Source organism: Kitasatospora cathayae, assembly GCF_027627435.1.
In the GTDB taxonomy this organism is placed as follows: Bacteria; Actinomycetota; Actinomycetes; order Streptomycetales; family Streptomycetaceae; genus Kitasatospora; species Kitasatospora cathayae.
Genome location: NZ_CP115450.1, coordinates 5,588,070 through 5,605,795, shown reverse-complemented (window position 1 = coordinate 5,605,795; position 17,726 = coordinate 5,588,070). Strand labels below are relative to the sequence as shown.

The following is a 17,726-nucleotide window of genomic DNA, read 5'->3' as shown; positions in this document are numbered from 1 at the left end:
CCGTCTTCCGCGTGGCGCAACCGCTCGGCTACGGACACGACCCGCTGGGGCCGTGCGTCAGACCGGTACCTCGACGTAGGTGCGGCCGGCCGGCACCGCCACCGCCGTACCGCCGGTCGCCTCGGCCAGCCAGGTGTGGAACCCGGCCACCTCCGGCTCCGGCACGCCCACCTCGATCCGCACCCCGGCCGCCTCGTAGGCGAGGTCGCTCACCGCGTACCCGGCGGCCCGCAGGTCGTTCTCCACCCGCCCGGCGCGGACGTGGTCCGCCGTCACCGCGAGCAGCGCGACCGGCCGCCGCTCCAGCAGGCCGACCTCGTCGACCGCCTCCGACACCGCGTTCCCGTACGCCCGCACCAGGCCGCCCGCGCCGAGCTTGATCCCGCCGAAGTACCTGGTCACCACGGCGACGGTATCGGTCAGGCCGCGTCGGCGCAGCACCTCCAGCATCGGCACCCCGGCCGTGCCGCCGGGCTCGCCGTCGTCGCTGGAACGCTCGCGGCGCTGCTCGTCGCCGACCACGAAGGCGGTGCAGTTGTGCCGCGCGTCCCAGTACTGCTTGCGGATGCCGGCGATGAAGGCCTGCGCCTCGTCCTCGTCGCGGACCCGGGCGAGGTGGCAGATGAAGCGGGATTTCTTGATCTCGGTCTCGTGGCTGCCGGCCCGCCGGATGGTGAGGTACGGCCTGGTGGTCGGTTCCGGCGTGGCGGACATGGCGCGGTGGTTCTCCCGGGAACGGCGACGGCTGGCGGCGCGCACCCCGGAGGTCCGGGGCGGCACTGCCAGCCTAGTTGGCGCGCGACCGGGGGGTCGGCGGCCGCGGGAACCGGGCGGCGGCCGGGGCGGGTGGCCGGAGGCTCAGCGGCCGGCCAGGGCGTCCAGTCGGGCGCGGTCCAGGCCGGTCAGCGCGGTGACCTCGGCCGGGTCGACGGCGCCGCAGTCCAGGCCGCGCAGCAGGTAGCCGCTGAGCGCCCGGGCGGTGGCCGGTTCGTCCATCACGTCGCCGCCCGCCTTGGCGACGTACGCGGCCAGCCGGGCGGCGGCGGCCGCCAGGCCCTCGCGGTAGAAGGAGTAGACCGCGACGTAGCGGGTCGGCAGGTGCGCCGGGTGCATGTCCCAGCCCTGGTAGTAGGCGCGGGCCAGCGAGCGGCGGACCAGGTCGTGGTGGAGCTTCCAGGCGGCGTGCACCTGCCCGGTGGAGCCGGTGGGGATCACGTTGGTCGAGCCGTCGGAGAGCCGGACCCCGGTGCCGGCTGCGGCCACCTGCATGACCGCCTTGGCGTGGTCGGCGACCGGGTGGTCCATGCTCTGGTAGGCCGCGCTGACTCCGCAGGAGGCGCTGTAGTCGAAGGTGCCGTAGTGCAGGCCGGTGGCGCGGCCCTCGGCGGCCTCGATCATCAGGGCGACGGTGGCCCGGCCGTCCGGGCCGAGGATCGCCTGGGTGGTCTCGATCTGGATCTCGAAGCCGATCCGGCCGGCGGGCAGCCCGGCCCTGCGCTCGAAGTCCTCCAGCAGCCGGACCAGTGCGGTGACCTGCTCGGCGTAGGTGACCTTGGGAAGGGTCAGCACCAGGCCCTCCGGCAGGCCGCCGTTCGCCAGCAGGGTGGCGAGGAACAGCTCCAGGGTGCGGATACCGCGGGCGCGGACGGGCTCCTCCATGCACTTGATCCGGATGCCGAGGTACGGCGGCGCGCCGCCGTCGGCCACCGCGGCGGCGACCAGCTCGGCGGCCCGGACGGCGGCGGCGTCCTCCTCGGCGTCCGGGCGGGGCCCGTAGCCGTCCTCGAAGTCGACCCGCAGGTCCTCGATCGGCTCGCGCTCCAGCTTGGCGCGCACCCGGGCGTGCACGTCCGCGAGCAGCTCGTCGTCGGCGACGCCGAGGGCGCGGGCGAGCTCGGCAGGGGTGCCGGCGTGGGTGTCGAAGGCCTCCAGCGCCTGGCGGCCCCACTCCCGTACGGTCTCGGCACGGAAGGCGTCGGCGGGGACGTAGACGGTGTGCACCGGCTGCCGGGTGCCGGAGTCGCCCGGGTAGCGGCGCGCCAGGTCGGCGTCCACCGGGGCGAGCAGCGCCTCCACGGCATCGCGGGCGGCGGCGGAGAAGGAGGCCCCGTCCGTCGGTCCGGTTCCGTCGACCTCGACCTGCGACATCCGCACTCCTCCATGCCGAACCAGAGCTTCAACAATTTGTTGAGGCGAAGGTAGCTCCGGCGGGGTCGGGCGTCAATGGCCGACCGGGCGGTGGACGGAGGGTGTCGGGGGTATCGGGGGGCGTCGCGGGCGGCGGGGGGTGTCGCGGGCGGCGGGGCGGGCTCAGTCCCGTCCGGCGGCGGCGTAACGGTCGCGCAGCTGCGGGTAGAGCTCGGCGACCTCCTTGGGGTGGACCGAACCGTCCGGCCCCTTTCCGGTGACGCCGTACTCGGCGGTCAGCCAGGCGGCGAGGCGCGGCGGGTCGGGCTGGTGACCGTGGTTGTCGATGTAGGAGACCAGGGCGTCGTAGGCGATGTCCTGGTCGAGCGGCAGGGACTCCGGGTGCGGTTCGGCCTGCGCGCCTTGAGCGGGCTCCTCGGCCGGAGCGGGCTGCTCAGGCTGGGCGTGGTGCTCGCTCTGGGAGGCCGGCTGACGGTGCTGCGGCTCGACGGTCGGCTCGGCCTGCGGCTGCGGGGACTGCGGCCGGGGCGCAGGGGCAGGGGCGTGGACGGTGTGAGCGGACGCGGCGCCGGGGGCGGGCTCCTCGGCGGCCGGACGCGGCGGCTTGAACCACGGCGAGGCCTGGCCCGGCACCCGCCCGCCCGGGGCGGGGTCGGCGGAGTGGCCGGTGGTGCGGACCGGGCGCTCGGTCCAGACGTTCAGCTCCTCCCCACGCGGCTGGGGAGCGCTTTCCACCACCGGCTCCGGCTCCTGGGCGGCGCGCAGCCGGACGGCGTGCAGCTTCGCCAGCATCGGCGCGGCGACCTCGGGCGACAGCGGCGCGGCGACCGCGGGGACCTGCGGCTGGGCCTCGGGCTGGACAGGGTGCTCGGCCTGGACCGGCTCGGGCCCGGGCTGCTGGACCTGCGGGTGGTGGGGCTGCGGGTGGTGGGGCTGCTCGGGCTGAGGCTGCTGGGCCGTCTGCGGCCGGGCTCCGGCGGGGGCCACCGCCGGATCGCCGACTGCGGGAGCCGCCGGAGCGATGGCCGCGGCGGCACGGTTCTGCTGGACCTCGGTCCCGAGTTCCTGGGACCGGCTCTCCGCCCGCGCCTCCTTGGCCTCGCGCTCGCGGGCCTCCTCGTCCAGCCGGTCGAGCAGCGACGGGTCCAGCGGGACGCCGAACTTGGCGAGCTTGAGCGGCAGCAACGCCTGGATCGGGGCCGACCGACGCCAGCCGCGGCCGTAGCGGAAGCGCAGCTGCGCCCGGTAGACCAGCCGGTTCTGCTCCAGCCGGATGACCTCGTCGTAGGAGCGAAGCTCCCAGAGCTTCATCCGCCGCCAGAGCCGGAAGGTCGGCACCGGGGAGAGCAGCCAGCGCATCACCCGGACCGACTCCATGTGTCGGTCCGCGGTGATCGCCGCGATCCGGCCGACCGCGTGCCGGGAAGCCTCGACCACGACGACGAACAGCACCGGGATGACGGCGTGCATCCCCATGCCGAGCGGGTCGCCCCAGGAGGCGGCGGCATTGAAGGCGATGGTGGCGACGGTCAGCAACCAGGCGGTCTGACGCAGCATCGGGAAGGGGATCCGCAGCCAGGTCAGCACCAGGTCGAGGGCGAGGAGCACGACGATGCCCGCGTCGACGCCGATCGGGAAGGCGTAGGAGAAGGCACCGAAACCTTTCTTCATCGCCAGCTCGCGCACCGCGTTGTACGAGCCCGCGAAGCCGATCCCCGAGATGATGCAGGCGCCGGCCGCGACCAGGCCGAGCAGGCCGCGGTGAGCCTTGGTGAGCGTTGGGCGTGCCATTACGTCTATCAACCCCTGGATGTCGGCTGCTGCCGTACGGGCCTCGGCTTCCGGTTCCCGTCAGTCGGGCCGCCGGACGGCTGGGCAACCTCCGGGCTCGGCCCACCGGAGTTTACTCGTACGGGTGTTTCAGCTTTTCCGCAGCCTGGAGTGTCGCCGTGCGGACCACTCCGCGCGTCCGGGCTGGTCGGGCCGTCAGCCGCTCTGCCCGGCCGTGCCGTTGAGGTAGGCCAACACGGCCAGCACCCGACGGTTGGCGTCCTCGTCGGGGGCGAGCTCGAGCTTGCTGAAGATGTTCGCGATGTGCTTGGCCACGGCACCGTCGCTCACCGACAGGCGGGCGGCGATCGCCGAGTTGGAACAGCCCTCGGCCATCAGCTCCAGCACCTCGCGCTCGCGTGGCGACAGCCCGAGCAGCGGACCGGGCCGGCGCGAGGTCGTCTGCATCAGCTGGGCGATCACGTCCGGGTCCATCGCCGTCCCGCCCGCGGCCACCCGACGGACGGCGTCGATGAACTGCCCCGCGTTGAAGACCCGGTCCTTCAGCAGGTAGCCGATCCCGCCCGTACCGTCGGCCAGCAACTCCCGCGCGTAGAGCTGCTGGACGTGCTGGGAGAGCACCAGCACCGGCAGGCCCCGGATCTCCCGGCGCGCCTTGAGCGCGGCCTGGAGCCCCTCGTCGGTGAGCGTCGGGGGCAGCCGGACGTCCACCACCGCCACGTCCGGGCGGTGGGCCAGCAGCGCCTCCAGCAGCTCGGGACCGGTCTCCACCGCGGCCGCGATCGTGAAGCCGTGCGCTTCCAGCAGACGGATCAGACCTTCGCGGAGGAGGTAGAGGTCCTCGGCGAGGACAACTCGCACGGCAACTCCAAGGTGATGGTGGTGGGACCGCCCGACGTGCTGTCGATGGCGAGGACACCGTCGAAGGTACCCAATCGGCGCTCGATCCCGCGCAGGCCCGTGCCCCGCGAGGGATCCGCGACCCCCACACCGTCGTCCGTGACCGTGACCCGGAGCAACCCGGCCCGGTACAGGATGTCCACCCACACCTGCTCCGCCCCCGAGTGCTTGGCCGCGTTGGCCAGGAGTTCGCTGATGCTGAAGTAGGCGGCCGCCTCGACCGGAGCCGGCAGCCGGTCCGGCAGGCTCACGAACACCTCGGTCGGCAGCGCGCTGTCCAGCGCCAACGCCCGGACCGCGTCGCCGAGTCCACGCTCGGCGAGCACCGGCGGATGTATGCCGCGCACCAGGTCGCGCAGCTCCTGCAGCGCCCGGGCCGAGGACTGCCGCGCCTCGGCGAGGAGCTCCCGCGCGGCCTCCTGGTCGGTTTCCATCAGATGCTCGATGGTGCCCAGCGTCATCCCGATCGCGACCAACCGCGCCTGGGCGCCGTCGTGCAGATCGCGCTCGATCCGCCGCAGCTCGGCGGCCTGGTTGCCCACCGCGTCAGCCCGGGTCTCGGTCAGCACGGCCACCCGCCTGGTCAGCTGGGCGTGCGTCGCCCGGCCGTCCTGGTCCAGCACCCTGCGGGCGACCTCGGCGTACCCGCGCACCGCGTACGGGGCGAGGACTATCCCGGTGAGCACCATGCCGATCCCGACCACCAGGCTCAGCACGATGGACGTCAGCCGCGGACTCATCGGCCCGAACGCGTCCGCCGGCACCGGGCCGGCCAGGGCGAAGGCCGTGCCCAGCACCAGCAGGAGGCCCACCGCACCGCCCAGGGCCGCGACGAGGACGGGGTTCACGACCAGCCAGAGCATCTCGGCGCGGGTGGTCCGGTCCCGCAGTCCCCAGTGGACCAGCTGCGCGTACTTCGCGACCGTCTGCGAGCGGTGGTACGAGTAGCCCGTCCACCAGTGTCCGCGCTCGTCCGACTCCAGCTTCGGCAGCGGATCGTAGACCGCCGGCAGTCGGATGCCGTACCAGCGCTGGAGGAACCGACGCGTACGGTCCGCGGTCCGCCGGACGCACGCGGCGGCCACCGCGGAGCCCACGACCGCCGCGACCGAGAGGGCCACCAGGGACGCCGGGAAGTAGTACTGCAGGAACTGGGCAGCCATCACACCCGCGAAGACGGCCGCCCCCACCGGCAGCACGAACCCCGGCACAGCCGCGAGCACCAACTGCGCCAGCCGGGCCAGCCCCTGGCCGCCGGCCTGGAGGGCCTCCCGCGTCTGCGCACGCACGGACATGCCGCTCGTACGAGTCTCTGTGGTCACGCAAGCTCCTGATGCCGGTACCGATCGTCCTTCATCAGTGTTCACGAACAACCCGCTCCGGACACTGGCCATGGCACCCCAATTCCGGGGTGGACCTAGCACCACCTGTCGGTGGTGGGAGCAACACCCGACTGTTCGGATGGTCCGAAAATGCGAAAAGCCCCTGATCCTTTTCGGATCAGGGGCTCTTCTGAAGAATTGTTCGGCGGCGTCCTACTCTCCCACAGGGTCCCCCCTGCAGTACCATCGGCGCTGTGAGGCTTAGCTTCCGGGTTCGGAATGTAACCGGGCGTTTCCCTCACGCTATGACCACCGAAACACTATGAAACTGTCGACCCGCCGACAAGGCAGTCGTTGTTTCAGAACAACACAGTGGACGCGAGCAACTGAGGACAAGCCCTCGGCCTATTAGTACCGGTCAACTCCACCCCTCACAGGGCTTCCATATCCGGCCTATCAACCCAGTCGTCTACTGGGAGCCTTACCCTCTCAAGGAGGTGGGAGTGCTCATCTCGAAGCAGGCTTCCCGCTTAGATGCTTTCAGCGGTTATCCCTCCCGAACGTAGCCAACCAGCCATGCCCTTGGCAGAACAACTGGCACACCAGAGGTTCGTCCGTCCCGGTCCTCTCGTACTAGGGACAGCCCTTCTCAACACTCCTACGCGCACAGCGGATAGGGACCGAACTGTCTCACGACGTTCTAAACCCAGCTCGCGTACCGCTTTAATGGGCGAACAGCCCAACCCTTGGGACCTACTCCAGCCCCAGGATGCGACGAGCCGACATCGAGGTGCCAAACCATCCCGTCGATATGGACTCTTGGGGAAGATCAGCCTGTTATCCCCGGGGTACCTTTTATCCGTTGAGCGACGGCGCTTCCACAAGCCACCGCCGGATCACTAGTCCCTACTTTCGTACCTGCTCGACCCGTCAGTCTCACAGTCAAGCTCCCTTGTGCACTTACACTCAACACCTGATTGCCAACCAGGCTGAGGGAACCTTTGGGCGCCTCCGTTACCCTTTAGGAGGCAACCGCCCCAGTTAAACTACCCACCAGACACTGTCCCTGATCCGGATCACGGACCCAGGTTAGACATCCAGCACGACCAGAGTGGTATTTCAACGGCGACTCCACAACAACTGGCGTTGCTGCTTCACAGTCTCCCACCTATCCTACACAAGCCGAACCGAACACCAATATCAAGCTATAGTAAAGGTCCCGGGGTCTTTCCGTCCTGCTGCGCGAAACGAGCATCTTTACTCGTAATGCAATTTCACCGGGCCTATGGTTGAGACAGTCGAGAAGTCGTTACGCCATTCGTGCAGGTCGGAACTTACCCGACAAGGAATTTCGCTACCTTAGGATGGTTATAGTTACCACCGCCGTTTACTGGCGCTTAAGTTCTCAGCTTCGCCTAGTCGAAACTAAGCTAACCGGTCCCCTTAACGTTCCAGCACCGGGCAGGCGTCAGTCCGTATACATCGCCTTACGGCTTCGCACGGACCTGTGTTTTTAGTAAACAGTCGCTTCTCGCTGGTCTCTGCGGCCACCCCCAGCTCAAGGCGCAAAGCCCGTCACCAGGAATGGCCCCCCTTCTCCCGAAGTTACGGGGGCATTTTGCCGAGTTCCTTAACCATAGTTCACCCGAACGCCTCGGTATTCTCTACCTGACCACCTGAGTCGGTTTGGGGTACGGGCCGCCATGAAACTCGCTAGAGGCTTTTCTCGACAGCATAGGATCATCCACTTCACCACAATCGGCTCGGCATCAGGTCTCAGACTATATGTGAGGCGGATTTGCCTACCCCACGTCCTACACCCTTACCCCGGGACAACCACCGCCCGGGCTGGACTACCTTCCTGCGTCACCCCATCGCTCACCTACTGCAGACTTGGACCGGCGGCTCCACCACTTCCCTTCACCCGAAGGATCCGGGACGGCTTCACGGCCTTAGCATCACCTGGTTCAGCGTTGGCGCTTCAAAGCGGGTACGGGAATATCAACCCGTTGTCCATCGACTACGCCTGTCGGCCTCGCCTTAGGTCCCGACTTACCCTGGGCAGATCAGCTTGACCCAGGAACCCTTGGTCAATCGGCGCAAGAGTTTCCCACTCTTGTATCGCTACTCATGCCTGCATTCTCACTCGTATACCGTCCACGACTCGATTCCTCGGCCGCTTCACCCGGCACACGACGCTCCCCTACCCATCACAGCCCCCGTTAGGAGTATTGCTGCAATGACACGACTTCGGTGGTGTGCTTGAGCCCCGCTACATTGTCGGCGCGGAATCACTTGACCAGTGAGCTATTACGCACTCTTTCAAGGGTGGCTGCTTCTAAGCCAACCTCCTGGTTGTCTCTGCGACTCCACATCCTTTCCCACTTAGCACACGCTTAGGGACCTTAGTCGGTGTTCTGGGCTGTTTCCCTCTCGACCATGGAGCTTATCCCCCACAGTCTCACTGCCACGCTCTCACTTACCGGCATTCGGAGTTTGGCTAAGGTCAGTAACCCGGTAAGGCCCATCGCCTATCCAGTGCTCTACCTCCGGCAAGAAACACGTGACGCTGCACCTAAATGCATTTCGGGGAGAACCAGCTATCACGGAGTTTGATTGGCCTTTCACCCCTAACCACAGGTCATCCCCCAGGTTTTCAACCCTGGTGGGTTCGGTCCTCCACACGGTCTTACCCGCGCTTCAACCTGCCCATGGCTAGATCACTCCGCTTCGGGTCTTGGGCATGCAACTCAACCGCCCTATTCGGACTCGCTTTCGCTACGGCTACCCCACACGGGTTAACCTCGCTACACACCGCAAACTCGCAGGCTCATTCTTCAAAAGGCACGCAGTCACGGCCAGCCGGCAAGCCGACTGACGACGCTCCCACGGCTTGTAGGCACACGGTTTCAGGTACTATTTCACTCCGCTCCCGCGGTACTTTTCACCATTCCCTCACGGTACTATCCGCTATCGGTCACCAGGGAATATTTAGGCTTAGCGGGTGGTCCCGCCAGATTCACACGGGATTTCTCGGGCCCCGTGCTACTTGGGAGATGAGCAAGCAAGCCGTACAGATTTCGTCTACGGGGGTCTTACCCTCTACGCCGGACCTTTCGCATGTCCTTCGACTACCCATACGGTTTCTGACTCGCCCAGCCGCCGGCAGACGACTGAAGCTCATTCCCACAACCCCGCATTGGCAACCCCTGCCGGGTCTCACACCAATACGGTTTAGCCTCATCCAGTTTCGCTCGCCACTACTCCCGGAATCACGGTTGTTTTCTCTTCCTGCGGGTACTGAGATGTTTCACTTCCCCGCGTTCCCTCCACACTGCCTATGTGTTCAGCAGCGGGTGACAGCCCATGACGACTGCCGGGTTTCCCCATTCGGACACCCCCGGATCAAAGCTCGGTTGACAGCTCCCCGGGGCCTATCGCGGCCTCCCACGTCCTTCATCGGTTCCTGGTGCCAAGGCATCCACCGTGCGCCCTTAAAAACTTGGCCACAGATGCTCGCGTCCACTGTGCAGTTCTCAAACAACGACCAGTCACACACCCTCGACAACCCGAACCGGGCTACCTCGAGTGAGGCCGGCAACCATGAGGCAACTCCCGTTCCCTCAGGACCCAACAACGTGCCCGACACAGTCAATCCCAGAATCGCGTTCCACGCCGAAGCAGTACTAACCCCTGGTCTCTTCCTGTGCCGAATAGTCAACGTTCCACCCATGAGCGAGCACTCCGGGACGTTCGCCCGAAGCTGCTATGTGCTCCTTAGAAAGGAGGTGATCCAGCCGCACCTTCCGGTACGGCTACCTTGTTACGACTTCGTCCCAATCGCTGGTCCCACCTTCGACGGCTCCATCCCAGAGGGTTAGGCCACCGGCTTCGGGTGTTACCGACTTTCGTGACGTGACGGGCGGTGTGTACAAGGCCCGGGAACGTATTCACCGCAGCATGCTGATCTGCGATTACTAGCAACTCCAACTTCATGGGGTCGAGTTGCAGACCCCAATCCGAACTGAGGCCGGCTTTTTGGGATTCGCTCCGCCTCACGGCATCGCAGCCCTTTGTACCGACCATTGTAGCACGTGTGCAGCCCAAGACATAAGGGGCATGATGATTTGACGTCGTCCCCACCTTCCTCCGAGTTGACCCCGGCAGTCTCCTGTGAGTCCCCGACATTACTCGCTGGCAACACAGAACAAGGGTTGCGCTCGTTGCGGGACTTAACCCAACATCTCACGACACGAGCTGACGACAACCATGCACCACCTGTATACCGACCACAAGGGGGCACCTGTCTCCAGGTGTTTCCGGCATATGTCAAGCCTTGGTAAGGTTCTTCGCGTTGCGTCGAATTAAGCCACATGCTCCGCTGCTTGTGCGGGCCCCCGTCAATTCCTTTGAGTTTTAGCCTTGCGGCCGTACTCCCCAGGCGGGGAACTTAATGCGTTAGCTGCGGCACCGACCACGTGGAATGTGGCCAACACCTAGTTCCCAACGTTTACGGCGTGGACTACCAGGGTATCTAATCCTGTTCGCTCCCCACGCTTTCGCTCCTCAGCGTCAGTAATGGCCCAGAGATCCGCCTTCGCCACCGGTGTTCCTCCTGATATCTGCGCATTTCACCGCTACACCAGGAATTCCGATCTCCCCTACCACACTCTAGCCTGCCCGTATCGAATGCAGACCCGGGGTTAAGCCCCGGGCTTTCACATCCGACGCGACAGGCCGCCTACGAGCTCTTTACGCCCAATAATTCCGGACAACGCTCGCACCCTACGTATTACCGCGGCTGCTGGCACGTAGTTAGCCGGTGCTTCTTCTGCAGGTACCGTCACTTGCGCTTCTTCCCTGCTGAAAGAGGTTTACAACCCGAAGGCCGTCATCCCTCACGCGGCGTCGCTGCATCAGGCTTTCGCCCATTGTGCAATATTCCCCACTGCTGCCTCCCGTAGGAGTCTGGGCCGTGTCTCAGTCCCAGTGTGGCCGGTCGCCCTCTCAGGCCGGCTACCCGTCGTCGCCTTGGTAGGCCATTACCCCACCAACAAGCTGATAGGCCGCGGGCTCATCCTGCACCGCCGGAGCTTTCCACCAACCCCCATGCGGAGGAAGGTCATATCCGGTATTAGACCCCGTTTCCAGGGCTTGTCCCAGAGTGCAGGGCAGATTGCCCACGTGTTACTCACCCGTTCGCCACTGATCCACCCCGAAGGGCTTCACCGTTCGACTTGCATGTGTTAAGCACGCCGCCAGCGTTCGTCCTGAGCCAGGATCAAACTCTCCGTGAATGTTTACCCGTAATCGGGTCCACACCCGCGTTGAGCGGCACGGCAACCACCGGAATAGGGCGGCCCCGCGCACTGCGTCCTCGCTAGTGTTATTTCAAAAGGAATCTCCAACCCCGATCAAACGATCGAGGCCGGGGATGTCAACATATCTGGCGTTGACTTTTGGCACGCTGTTGAGTTCTCAAGGAACGGACGCTTCCTTCGGGCCGCCTTCCAGCGGGCCCTCGGGGCGCTTCGTTCTTTCGTGCTTCCAGCTTATCAGATGTTTTCTGCTCCGTTTTCCGGGCTTCGTCATCCAACTCGCTGCTGTCTTCCGGCGCTTGACGCCCCGTCCGACGTTTCAAACTCTAGCCGATCCCCGCTCCGAAAAGCGAATCCAGCCGAGTCCGACCGCAATCCGATAAAACGCGCACGCCGAATACGCGCCGAGCCGCGACGCGAAAACGCGAAACGACCGGCACGAGCCGAGAAGTGGTGTTTCAGAGGATTGGCCGCTCCGGGACCGTCCGCGCAGACGCGTGTCCGGTGCTCCCTGCCGAGCGACTAGGAAACACTACCCCTCTGCGGAGCCTGAGGCAAACCGGTTCCGGGAACCGCCCGCGTGCAGAGTGCGCGGCCCTGTTTCACGTACTCGCCGTTGGGGTGGTCGTTGGCGGTGACCCAGCGCAGGGCGGTGGCCTCGTCGCGGCCGACGTCGCGGTGCCGGCGGAGCAGACGTTCTTGACGGACGGTGTCCTCGGTGTCGACGTACCAGAGTTCGCGCAGCAGTCGGCGGGCGTCCGGCCAGGGGTTTTCGGTGGCGGCGAGGTAGTTGCCCTCGGTGATGACCAGCCGGGTATGCGGGCGGACGACGTGGCGGGCGGCGACCGGATCGTCCAGGGTGCGGTCGAAGTCGGGGACGTAGATGTCCTGGAAGCGGTCGGCGGCGACCCGGCGCAGCAGGGCGATGTAGCCGTGGGCGTCGAAGGTGGCCGGGGCGCCCTTGCGGTGGGTCAGGCCGAGGCGGTCGAGCTGGGCGGCCGAGAGGTGGAAGCCGTCGAGCGGGAGGTAGGCGGCGGTGCCGGGGCCTTCGACGCGTTCGACCTCGGCGACCAGATGGCGGGCCAGGGTGGACTTGCCGGCTCCGGGCGGGCCGGCAAGTCCGAGGATCGTACGGGCGTTGCTGCCCGGGCCGCGGAGGAGTCCGAGGGCAAGGGCGGTGAGGCGGTCCTCGTTCATGGCCGCACCCTACTCACTCACCCGGGCCCTGCCGTCGGTTCAGGCAACGGCAGGCGCAGAGGCAGCAGAGGCAGGGGTAGGGGCGAGGGCGGGCAGGTCCAGGGTGAGGGTGCCGGTGTCCGCGTCGAGCAGGGCCGGGACGCCGAGCGGGACGGTGAGGGTGGACGGGCAGTGGCCGAAGCCCAGTTCCCAGATCACGGGCACGCCGAGCCCGCCGAGGCGGTCGAGCATCACGTCCCGGACCCGTTCGGGCCGTCCGCAACCCTCCCAGGAGCCGAGGACTATGCCGGCCACGCCGTCGAGGGCGCCGGAGCGCAGGAACTGGGTGAGCAGGCGGTCGAGCTGGTACGGGTGCTCGTTCACGTCCTCGAGGATCAGGATGCTGCCCTCGAAGGAGGGGCGGGCTGCGGGCGTGCCGCGCTCGGCCACGAGGACGTGGACGCAGCCTCCGGCGGTGACGCCGTGGGCGCGGCCGGGGACGAGTGCGGTGGCGGTGGGCGAGGTGAGGACGGTGGTGGTGGCGGGTTCGAAGAGGGTCCGGCGCAGGTGTTCGGCCGTCGGGCCGTCGTTCACGAAGGAGGCAGCGGAGGCCAGCGGCCCGTACAGGGTGGCGAGGCCGAGACGCTGGGCGAAGGCCTCGTGCAGGGAGCTGACGTCGCTGAAGCCGATGAGGGGCTTGGGCCGGGCGGCGCGCATCGCGGTCCAGTCGAGCAGGTCGACGATGCGGTGAACGCCGTAGCCGCCGCGGGCGCAGATGACGGCGTCGACGGTGGGGTCGAGCCAGACGCCCTGGAGGTCGGCGGCGCGGTCGGCATCGGTGCCGGCCAGGTAGCCGAGGACGGGATGGGTGTCGAGGACGTGCGGGGCGACGGTGACACGCAGGCCCCAGGAGCGGAGGATCGCGCAGCCGGCGCTGAGCCGCTGGGGGTCGATCGGGCCGCTGGGGGCGACGACGGCGATGTGGTCGCCGGGTCGCAGGTGCGGCGGGCGGGTCAGTCCCTGGCCGGGCGTGGTGGGTTGCGGGTCCATGGACCGGGCCTTTCGGGGAAGAGGGCGGGCTGCGGGCGGCCTCGGGGTGTGATCGAGGCCGCCCGGTGACGATATGCCCGCGGGTCGACCGGCCGATGTCCCTGGGTGGCTGGACCGGGGAGGGACCGGGCGGGTTGAGGGTTCTTCAGACCGCGCCCATCACCTCCCGCACCTCGGCGAGGGTGGCGTCGGCGATGGCGTTGGCTCGCTCGGCGCCGGCGCGCAGGACCTGCCGCAGGTGGCCGCGGTCGGCGGCGAGCTCGGCCCGGCGGGCGCGCAGCGGGCGGAAGTACTCGTTGACGGACTCGGTGACGGTGCGCTTGAGGGCGGCCGCGCCGCCGTCGCCGATCTCCTCGGCGATCGCCTCCGGGAGGCGGTCCTGGCAGAGCGCGGCGAGCAGGACGAGGCCGGAGACCTCGGGGCGGCCGGTCGGATCGTAGGTGATGCGGCGTTCGGCATCGGTCTTGGCGCCACGGATGATCCGGGAGGTCTCGTCCTCGTCGGCGCCGAGGGGGATGGCGTTGCCGCGGCTCTTGCTCATCTTGCCGCCGTCCGTGCCGAGCAGCATCGGGGCGTCGGAGAGCAGGGCCCGGGGGCGGGGGAAGACGGCGCTGCCGTCGGCGTGCGGGTAGCGCTCGTTGAAGCGGCGGGCGACGGTGCGGGCCACCTCGAGGTGGGGCAGCTGGTCCTGCCCCACCGGGACGAGGTCGGCCTTGCAGAACAGGATGTCGGCTGCCTGGTGGACGGGGTAGGTGAACATCAGTCCGCTGACGGCGGCCTGGCTGGAATGGGCGATCTCGTCCTTGACGGTGGGGTTGCGGCTCAGTTCGGCGACGCTGACCAGGCTGAGGAAGGGCAGCAGCAGCTGGTTGAGGGCGGGGACCGCGCTGTGCGCGAAGATCGTGGCCCGTTCGGGGTCGAGACCGGCCGCGAGGTAGTCGAGGACGAGGTTCTCGGTGTGCTCGGCGAGCCGGTCGGCGACGTCCCGGTCGGTGATGACCTGGTAGTCGGCGACCAGGACGAACATCTCGACGCCCTGGTCCTGGAGCCGGACCCGGTTCTGCAGGGTGCCGAAGTAGTGGCCGAGGTGGAGCGGGCCGGTGGGGCGGTCCCCGGTGAGGACGCGGTGGGCGCCGGGGTCGGCGTTCAGGTCGGCGGCCGTCAGGACGGAGGTGGCCGTCAGCTCGGCGTCGGCGCGGTCGGCGTCGGCGCGGTCGGTGGTGGCGCGGTCGGTGGTGGCGCGGTCGGTGGTGGTCATCGGGGTTTCTCCCTCGGTACGGCGGCGGTGATGGCGGCCGTCCAGGGCGAGGGGCCCGTCCCGTGGGAAACGCAACAGGGCCGTCCATCCCGGACGGCCCTGGTCAGGCAGATGCGGTGGCCGTCCTAGGACGGCCACCAGCACAGGCCCACGAAGCGCTTCATGCCTCCCACGATAGCGTCAGTCCTCCACCACCAGGGCGGGGTGTCCTTGCGCAGCGTCTCGCCACGGAAGAACTCCGGTCGGGTCAGGCCGTATCAGGTCGTCAGTGCGGCGCCGGGCAGCAGGATGCCGACACCGATGACGAACACCTCGCCGCTGCCGTAGTCGGGGGACATCACACCGCTGCGCTTCATGCCCGGCCGGACCAGGCTCTACGCCGAGCTCTCCTTCATCGGCACCATCGCCACCGACGTGCCGCTGCCGCAGCCGAAGATCGAGCAGGTCGAGGAGCTTGCGGTGGAGGTCAGCCCGGAGCAGGTCGACCAGGCCGACGCCGACTGGATCTTCTACGGCGGGTACGGCAGCACGGGTTCGACCAGCCAGGACGCATGCTCGGCGGCGCGCTCTGGAAGACGCTCGGCGCGGTCAAGTCCGGTCAGGCCCGGCCGGTTTCGGACGAGGCCTGGTTCCTCGGCTCGGCGTCACGGCGGCCTACGCGGTGCTCGCCGACCGCAAGGGCTTCGTAGCGCCCGGCAGTTGAGCCGATACGCCTGGTAGGGGGCACCATCGATCTCCCGGAAATCCCGTCGTGCTCTCGGGCACACGCCCGGGAATGACGCTTGGAGCTGGTCGCGCCGTGCGGGAGGATCGTCGGGACCGTCCCCCGAAGGGCCCGCCGATGACCTCGCTCCATCCCACCTCCGCCGACCCCGCCCTGCCCGGCCCGCCCGCGGGCTCTTCGCCACCGGCCGACGCACCGGCCGACGCACCGCCCGGCGCGGCCGGGGCGGGGATTCCGGGGGCACCGGTCTGCTCGATCGCCACGGCAGCCGAAGGCGGCCCGACCGGTACGACCTGCGCGGCCGGCGCTCCGGCCCGCCACGACTCGGTGCCGCAGCCGCGCACCCCGGAGGACGTCGAGGCGCAGCTCCGCCTTGCTGCGGCGGGCGGCTCTGCGGTGGGCGGCGATGCGAGGGACAGCACCGCGGCAGGCGGCGATGCGACGGCGGACCGGCTTCGGGCGGCGTTCGCCGACCGGCTGCGGGCCGCGCGCGCCGGAGGGCGCTCGCTCGCCGAGCTGGCGGCCGCGTGCCGCCGGTCGGTGGCGGAGGTACGGGCGCTGCTCGGCGAGGCCGGGGACGGAGATGGGGACGGGGACGAGGAGACCGGGGGCAGGGGTGGGGAGGCCGCTACCGGCGCACCGTTCGGCGAGACCGGGCCGGGGTTCGTCCGGTTCCAGCAGACGGCCGCACCGTCCGAGGGCAACCGGCCAGCACCGGCGCCGCGGTCGGCGCGCGAGGCCTCCCGGGAATCGATGCGCGATTCGATGCGCGATTCGATGCGGGAGGAGGTGCGGAGCCTCGGCTCGCGGCGGCCGTCCCCCTCCCGCCGGCTGCGCCGGATGCACCCCCGGGCCGACCGGACCGGGCAGGAGGCGACCGCACGGGAGACGGCCGCCACCCAGCCGACCGGGGCGGAGCCGCGCGGTGCTGGGCGGGCGGGTGAACTGACCGGTGTACCGCGGGTGGTGGCCGACCGCACGCCCCCGGCAGCCGGTTCGGACGCCTGGTCCGTGGCCGGTGGCGGGGCCGAGGAGTCCCGGGCCGTCCCGCCGCTCGGCATCCTGATCGGCGGCAGCCCGGTCCAGCCGGAGGCCGTCGGCCGCCCGGAGGAACGGACACCGGTCCGGGCGGCGGCGGAGCCGATCCGGGTCGGGCGCGGGACCAGCCTGGTCGTGCTGCCCTCCTGGCGTCCCGCCATCGCCGTCTCGGTGTCGACCGAGCAGTTGGTCGTCGAGACCGGCCTCACCGTCGAGCAGCTGACCGGGGCCCAGCTGACGGTGCTGATGAACCCCTGGGCGCTGCACGACCGGGAACTGGACCTGCACGGCTGGGAGCCCGGCCCGCCCGGGCGACCGCGGCGCGGCGGGCGCGGCTAGCCGGCGTAGCGGGCATGTCGGACGTAGCGGGCGTGTCGGGCAAGCGAAGGGCGGCTAACGGGCGTTCGGGATGTAGCCGAGGTCGACGGGCACCGGGGGGCGACCGTCGATCGCCCAGCCCGTACGGACCGCGTCCAGCAACTCCGGGAGCCGGGGCGGCCAGAGCGCGTCGGCGTTCTGGTCGGCGAGGTCGGCCGGGGTCCACCAGCGCCAGTCGAGGATCCGGTCCTCGGCGTGCACCGCGCTGACGTCGCCGACCGGGCCGCGGTGCGGTCCGCTGGTGAGGTAGATGTGCTCGTGCTGGCGGACCGGGGTGCCGTGCCAGGTGAAGTCGTGCTCCCAGGTGCAGAGCAGCGGTCCGGGTTCGAGGTCGGTCCAGCCGGTCTCCTCCCACAGCTCGCGCCGGGCGCCGAGCTGCGGGGTCTCGCCCGGTTCCAGCCCGCCGCCCGGCATGGTCCAGTGGACGCCGACCTCGTCGTTGTCCGAGCGGAGCAGGAACACCGAGCCGTTCTGGTCCAGGACCACGGTGCGGGCGGCCTGGCGGGGGACGCGTTTGCGCGGTCGCAGCAGTCTTCGCATCGGGACACTCTGGCAGCGCCCGGCCCAGGCGTCGACCGGATTCCCCGGCCCGGCCGTCCGATCGGGGCGTTACCGGGGCCCGG

At 68.8% G+C, this 17,726-nt stretch carries 10 protein-coding genes and 3 rRNA genes; 1 reads left to right on the top strand and 12 read right to left on the bottom strand.

Annotated features, from left to right (window positions below; all coding sequences use genetic code 11):
- Positions 1 to 57 precede the first annotated feature (57 nt).
- The 11 genes from O1G21_RS25075 to trpS form a co-directional block, all read right to left on the bottom strand.
- Positions 58 to 714 carry a YigZ family protein gene (locus O1G21_RS25075; protein WP_270146863.1) on the bottom strand — a complete coding sequence of 219 codons (657 nt, stop codon included), beginning with the start codon at positions 712 to 714 and terminating at the stop codon, positions 58 to 60.
- Positions 715 to 858: 144 nt separating this feature from the next.
- Complete coding sequence (locus O1G21_RS25070; RefSeq protein WP_270146862.1) at positions 859 to 2,148, bottom strand: DUF6986 family protein; 1,290 nt, start codon at positions 2,146 to 2,148, stop codon at positions 859 to 861.
- A 162-nt stretch (positions 2,149 to 2,310) separates the two neighbouring features.
- A complete protein-coding gene (locus O1G21_RS25065) occupies positions 2,311 to 3,939 on the bottom strand; it encodes a DUF2637 domain-containing protein (protein ID WP_270146860.1) in 1,629 nt (542 codons plus the stop codon).
- A gap of 195 nt (positions 3,940 to 4,134) precedes the next feature.
- Complete coding sequence (locus O1G21_RS25060; RefSeq protein WP_270146858.1) at positions 4,135 to 4,800, bottom strand: response regulator transcription factor; 666 nt, start codon at positions 4,798 to 4,800, stop codon at positions 4,135 to 4,137.
- Positions 4,752 to 6,161 (bottom strand): sensor histidine kinase, encoded by a 1,410-nt coding sequence (locus tag O1G21_RS25055; protein ID WP_270146856.1) that lies wholly within the window; start codon positions 6,159 to 6,161, stop codon positions 4,752 to 4,754. The genes O1G21_RS25060 and O1G21_RS25055 overlap by 49 nt, the downstream gene beginning before the upstream one ends.
- A 200-nt stretch (positions 6,162 to 6,361) precedes the next feature.
- A 5S ribosomal RNA gene (gene rrf / locus O1G21_RS25050) occupies positions 6,362 to 6,478 on the bottom strand.
- Between the two features lie 71 nt (positions 6,479 to 6,549).
- Positions 6,550 to 9,669: ribosomal RNA gene (locus O1G21_RS25045) — 23S ribosomal RNA — on the bottom strand.
- Between the two features lie 273 nt (positions 9,670 to 9,942).
- Positions 9,943 to 11,458 (bottom strand): 16S ribosomal RNA (locus O1G21_RS25040).
- The 16S, 23S and 5S rRNA genes sit together here, the layout of an rRNA operon.
- Before the next feature lie 543 nt (positions 11,459 to 12,001).
- Entirely contained in the window at positions 12,002 to 12,676 is a 675-nt protein-coding gene (locus tag O1G21_RS25035) for a nucleoside/nucleotide kinase family protein (RefSeq protein WP_270146855.1), read from the bottom strand.
- Positions 12,677 to 12,715: 39 nt separating this feature from the next.
- Complete coding sequence (locus tag O1G21_RS25030) at positions 12,716 to 13,705, bottom strand: S66 peptidase family protein (protein WP_270146854.1); 990 nt, start codon at positions 13,703 to 13,705, stop codon at positions 12,716 to 12,718.
- 145 nt (positions 13,706 to 13,850) lie between these two features.
- A complete protein-coding gene (trpS, locus tag O1G21_RS25025; RefSeq protein ID WP_270146853.1) occupies positions 13,851 to 14,963 on the bottom strand; it encodes a tryptophan--tRNA ligase in 1,113 nt (370 codons plus the stop codon).
- A gap of 841 nt (positions 14,964 to 15,804) precedes the next feature.
- Between trpS and O1G21_RS25020 the strand changes: the two genes are divergently transcribed.
- The gene (locus O1G21_RS25020; protein WP_270146851.1) at positions 15,805 to 17,064 is read left to right on the top strand and encodes a hypothetical protein; all 1,260 of its coding nucleotides are present in this window, start codon (positions 15,805 to 15,807) and stop codon (positions 17,062 to 17,064) included.
- A gap of 54 nt (positions 17,065 to 17,118) precedes the next feature.
- Here O1G21_RS25020 and O1G21_RS25015 read toward each other — a convergent pair whose 3' ends face one another.
- Positions 17,119 to 17,643, bottom strand: coding sequence for an NUDIX hydrolase (locus tag O1G21_RS25015; RefSeq protein WP_270146849.1), 525 nt, complete (start codon positions 17,641 to 17,643; stop codon positions 17,119 to 17,121).
- Positions 17,644 to 17,726 lie beyond the last annotated feature (83 nt).

Excerpts from the sequence above, each read along its gene's own strand:
- O1G21_RS25075 (WP_270146863.1), bottom strand. The coding sequence starts at position 714 with ATGTCCGCCACGCCGGAACCGACCACCAGGCCGTACCTCACCATCCGG.
- O1G21_RS25070 (WP_270146862.1), bottom strand. The coding sequence starts at position 2,148 with ATGTCGCAGGTCGAGGTCGACGGAACCGGACCGACGGACGGGGCCTCC.
- O1G21_RS25065 (WP_270146860.1), bottom strand. The coding sequence starts at position 3,939 with ATGGCACGCCCAACGCTCACCAAGGCTCACCGCGGCCTGCTCGGCCTG.
- O1G21_RS25035 (WP_270146855.1), bottom strand. The coding sequence starts at position 12,676 with ATGAACGAGGACCGCCTCACCGCCCTTGCCCTCGGACTCCTCCGCGGC.
- O1G21_RS25030 (WP_270146854.1), bottom strand. The coding sequence starts at position 13,705 with ATGGACCCGCAACCCACCACGCCCGGCCAGGGACTGACCCGCCCGCCG.
- trpS (WP_270146853.1), bottom strand. The coding sequence starts at position 14,963 with ATGACCACCACCGACCGCGCCACCACCGACCGCGCCACCACCGACCGC.
- O1G21_RS25020 (WP_270146851.1), top strand. The coding sequence starts at position 15,805 with ATGACCTCGCTCCATCCCACCTCCGCCGACCCCGCCCTGCCCGGCCCG.
- O1G21_RS25015 (WP_270146849.1), bottom strand. The coding sequence starts at position 17,643 with ATGCGAAGACTGCTGCGACCGCGCAAACGCGTCCCCCGCCAGGCCGCC.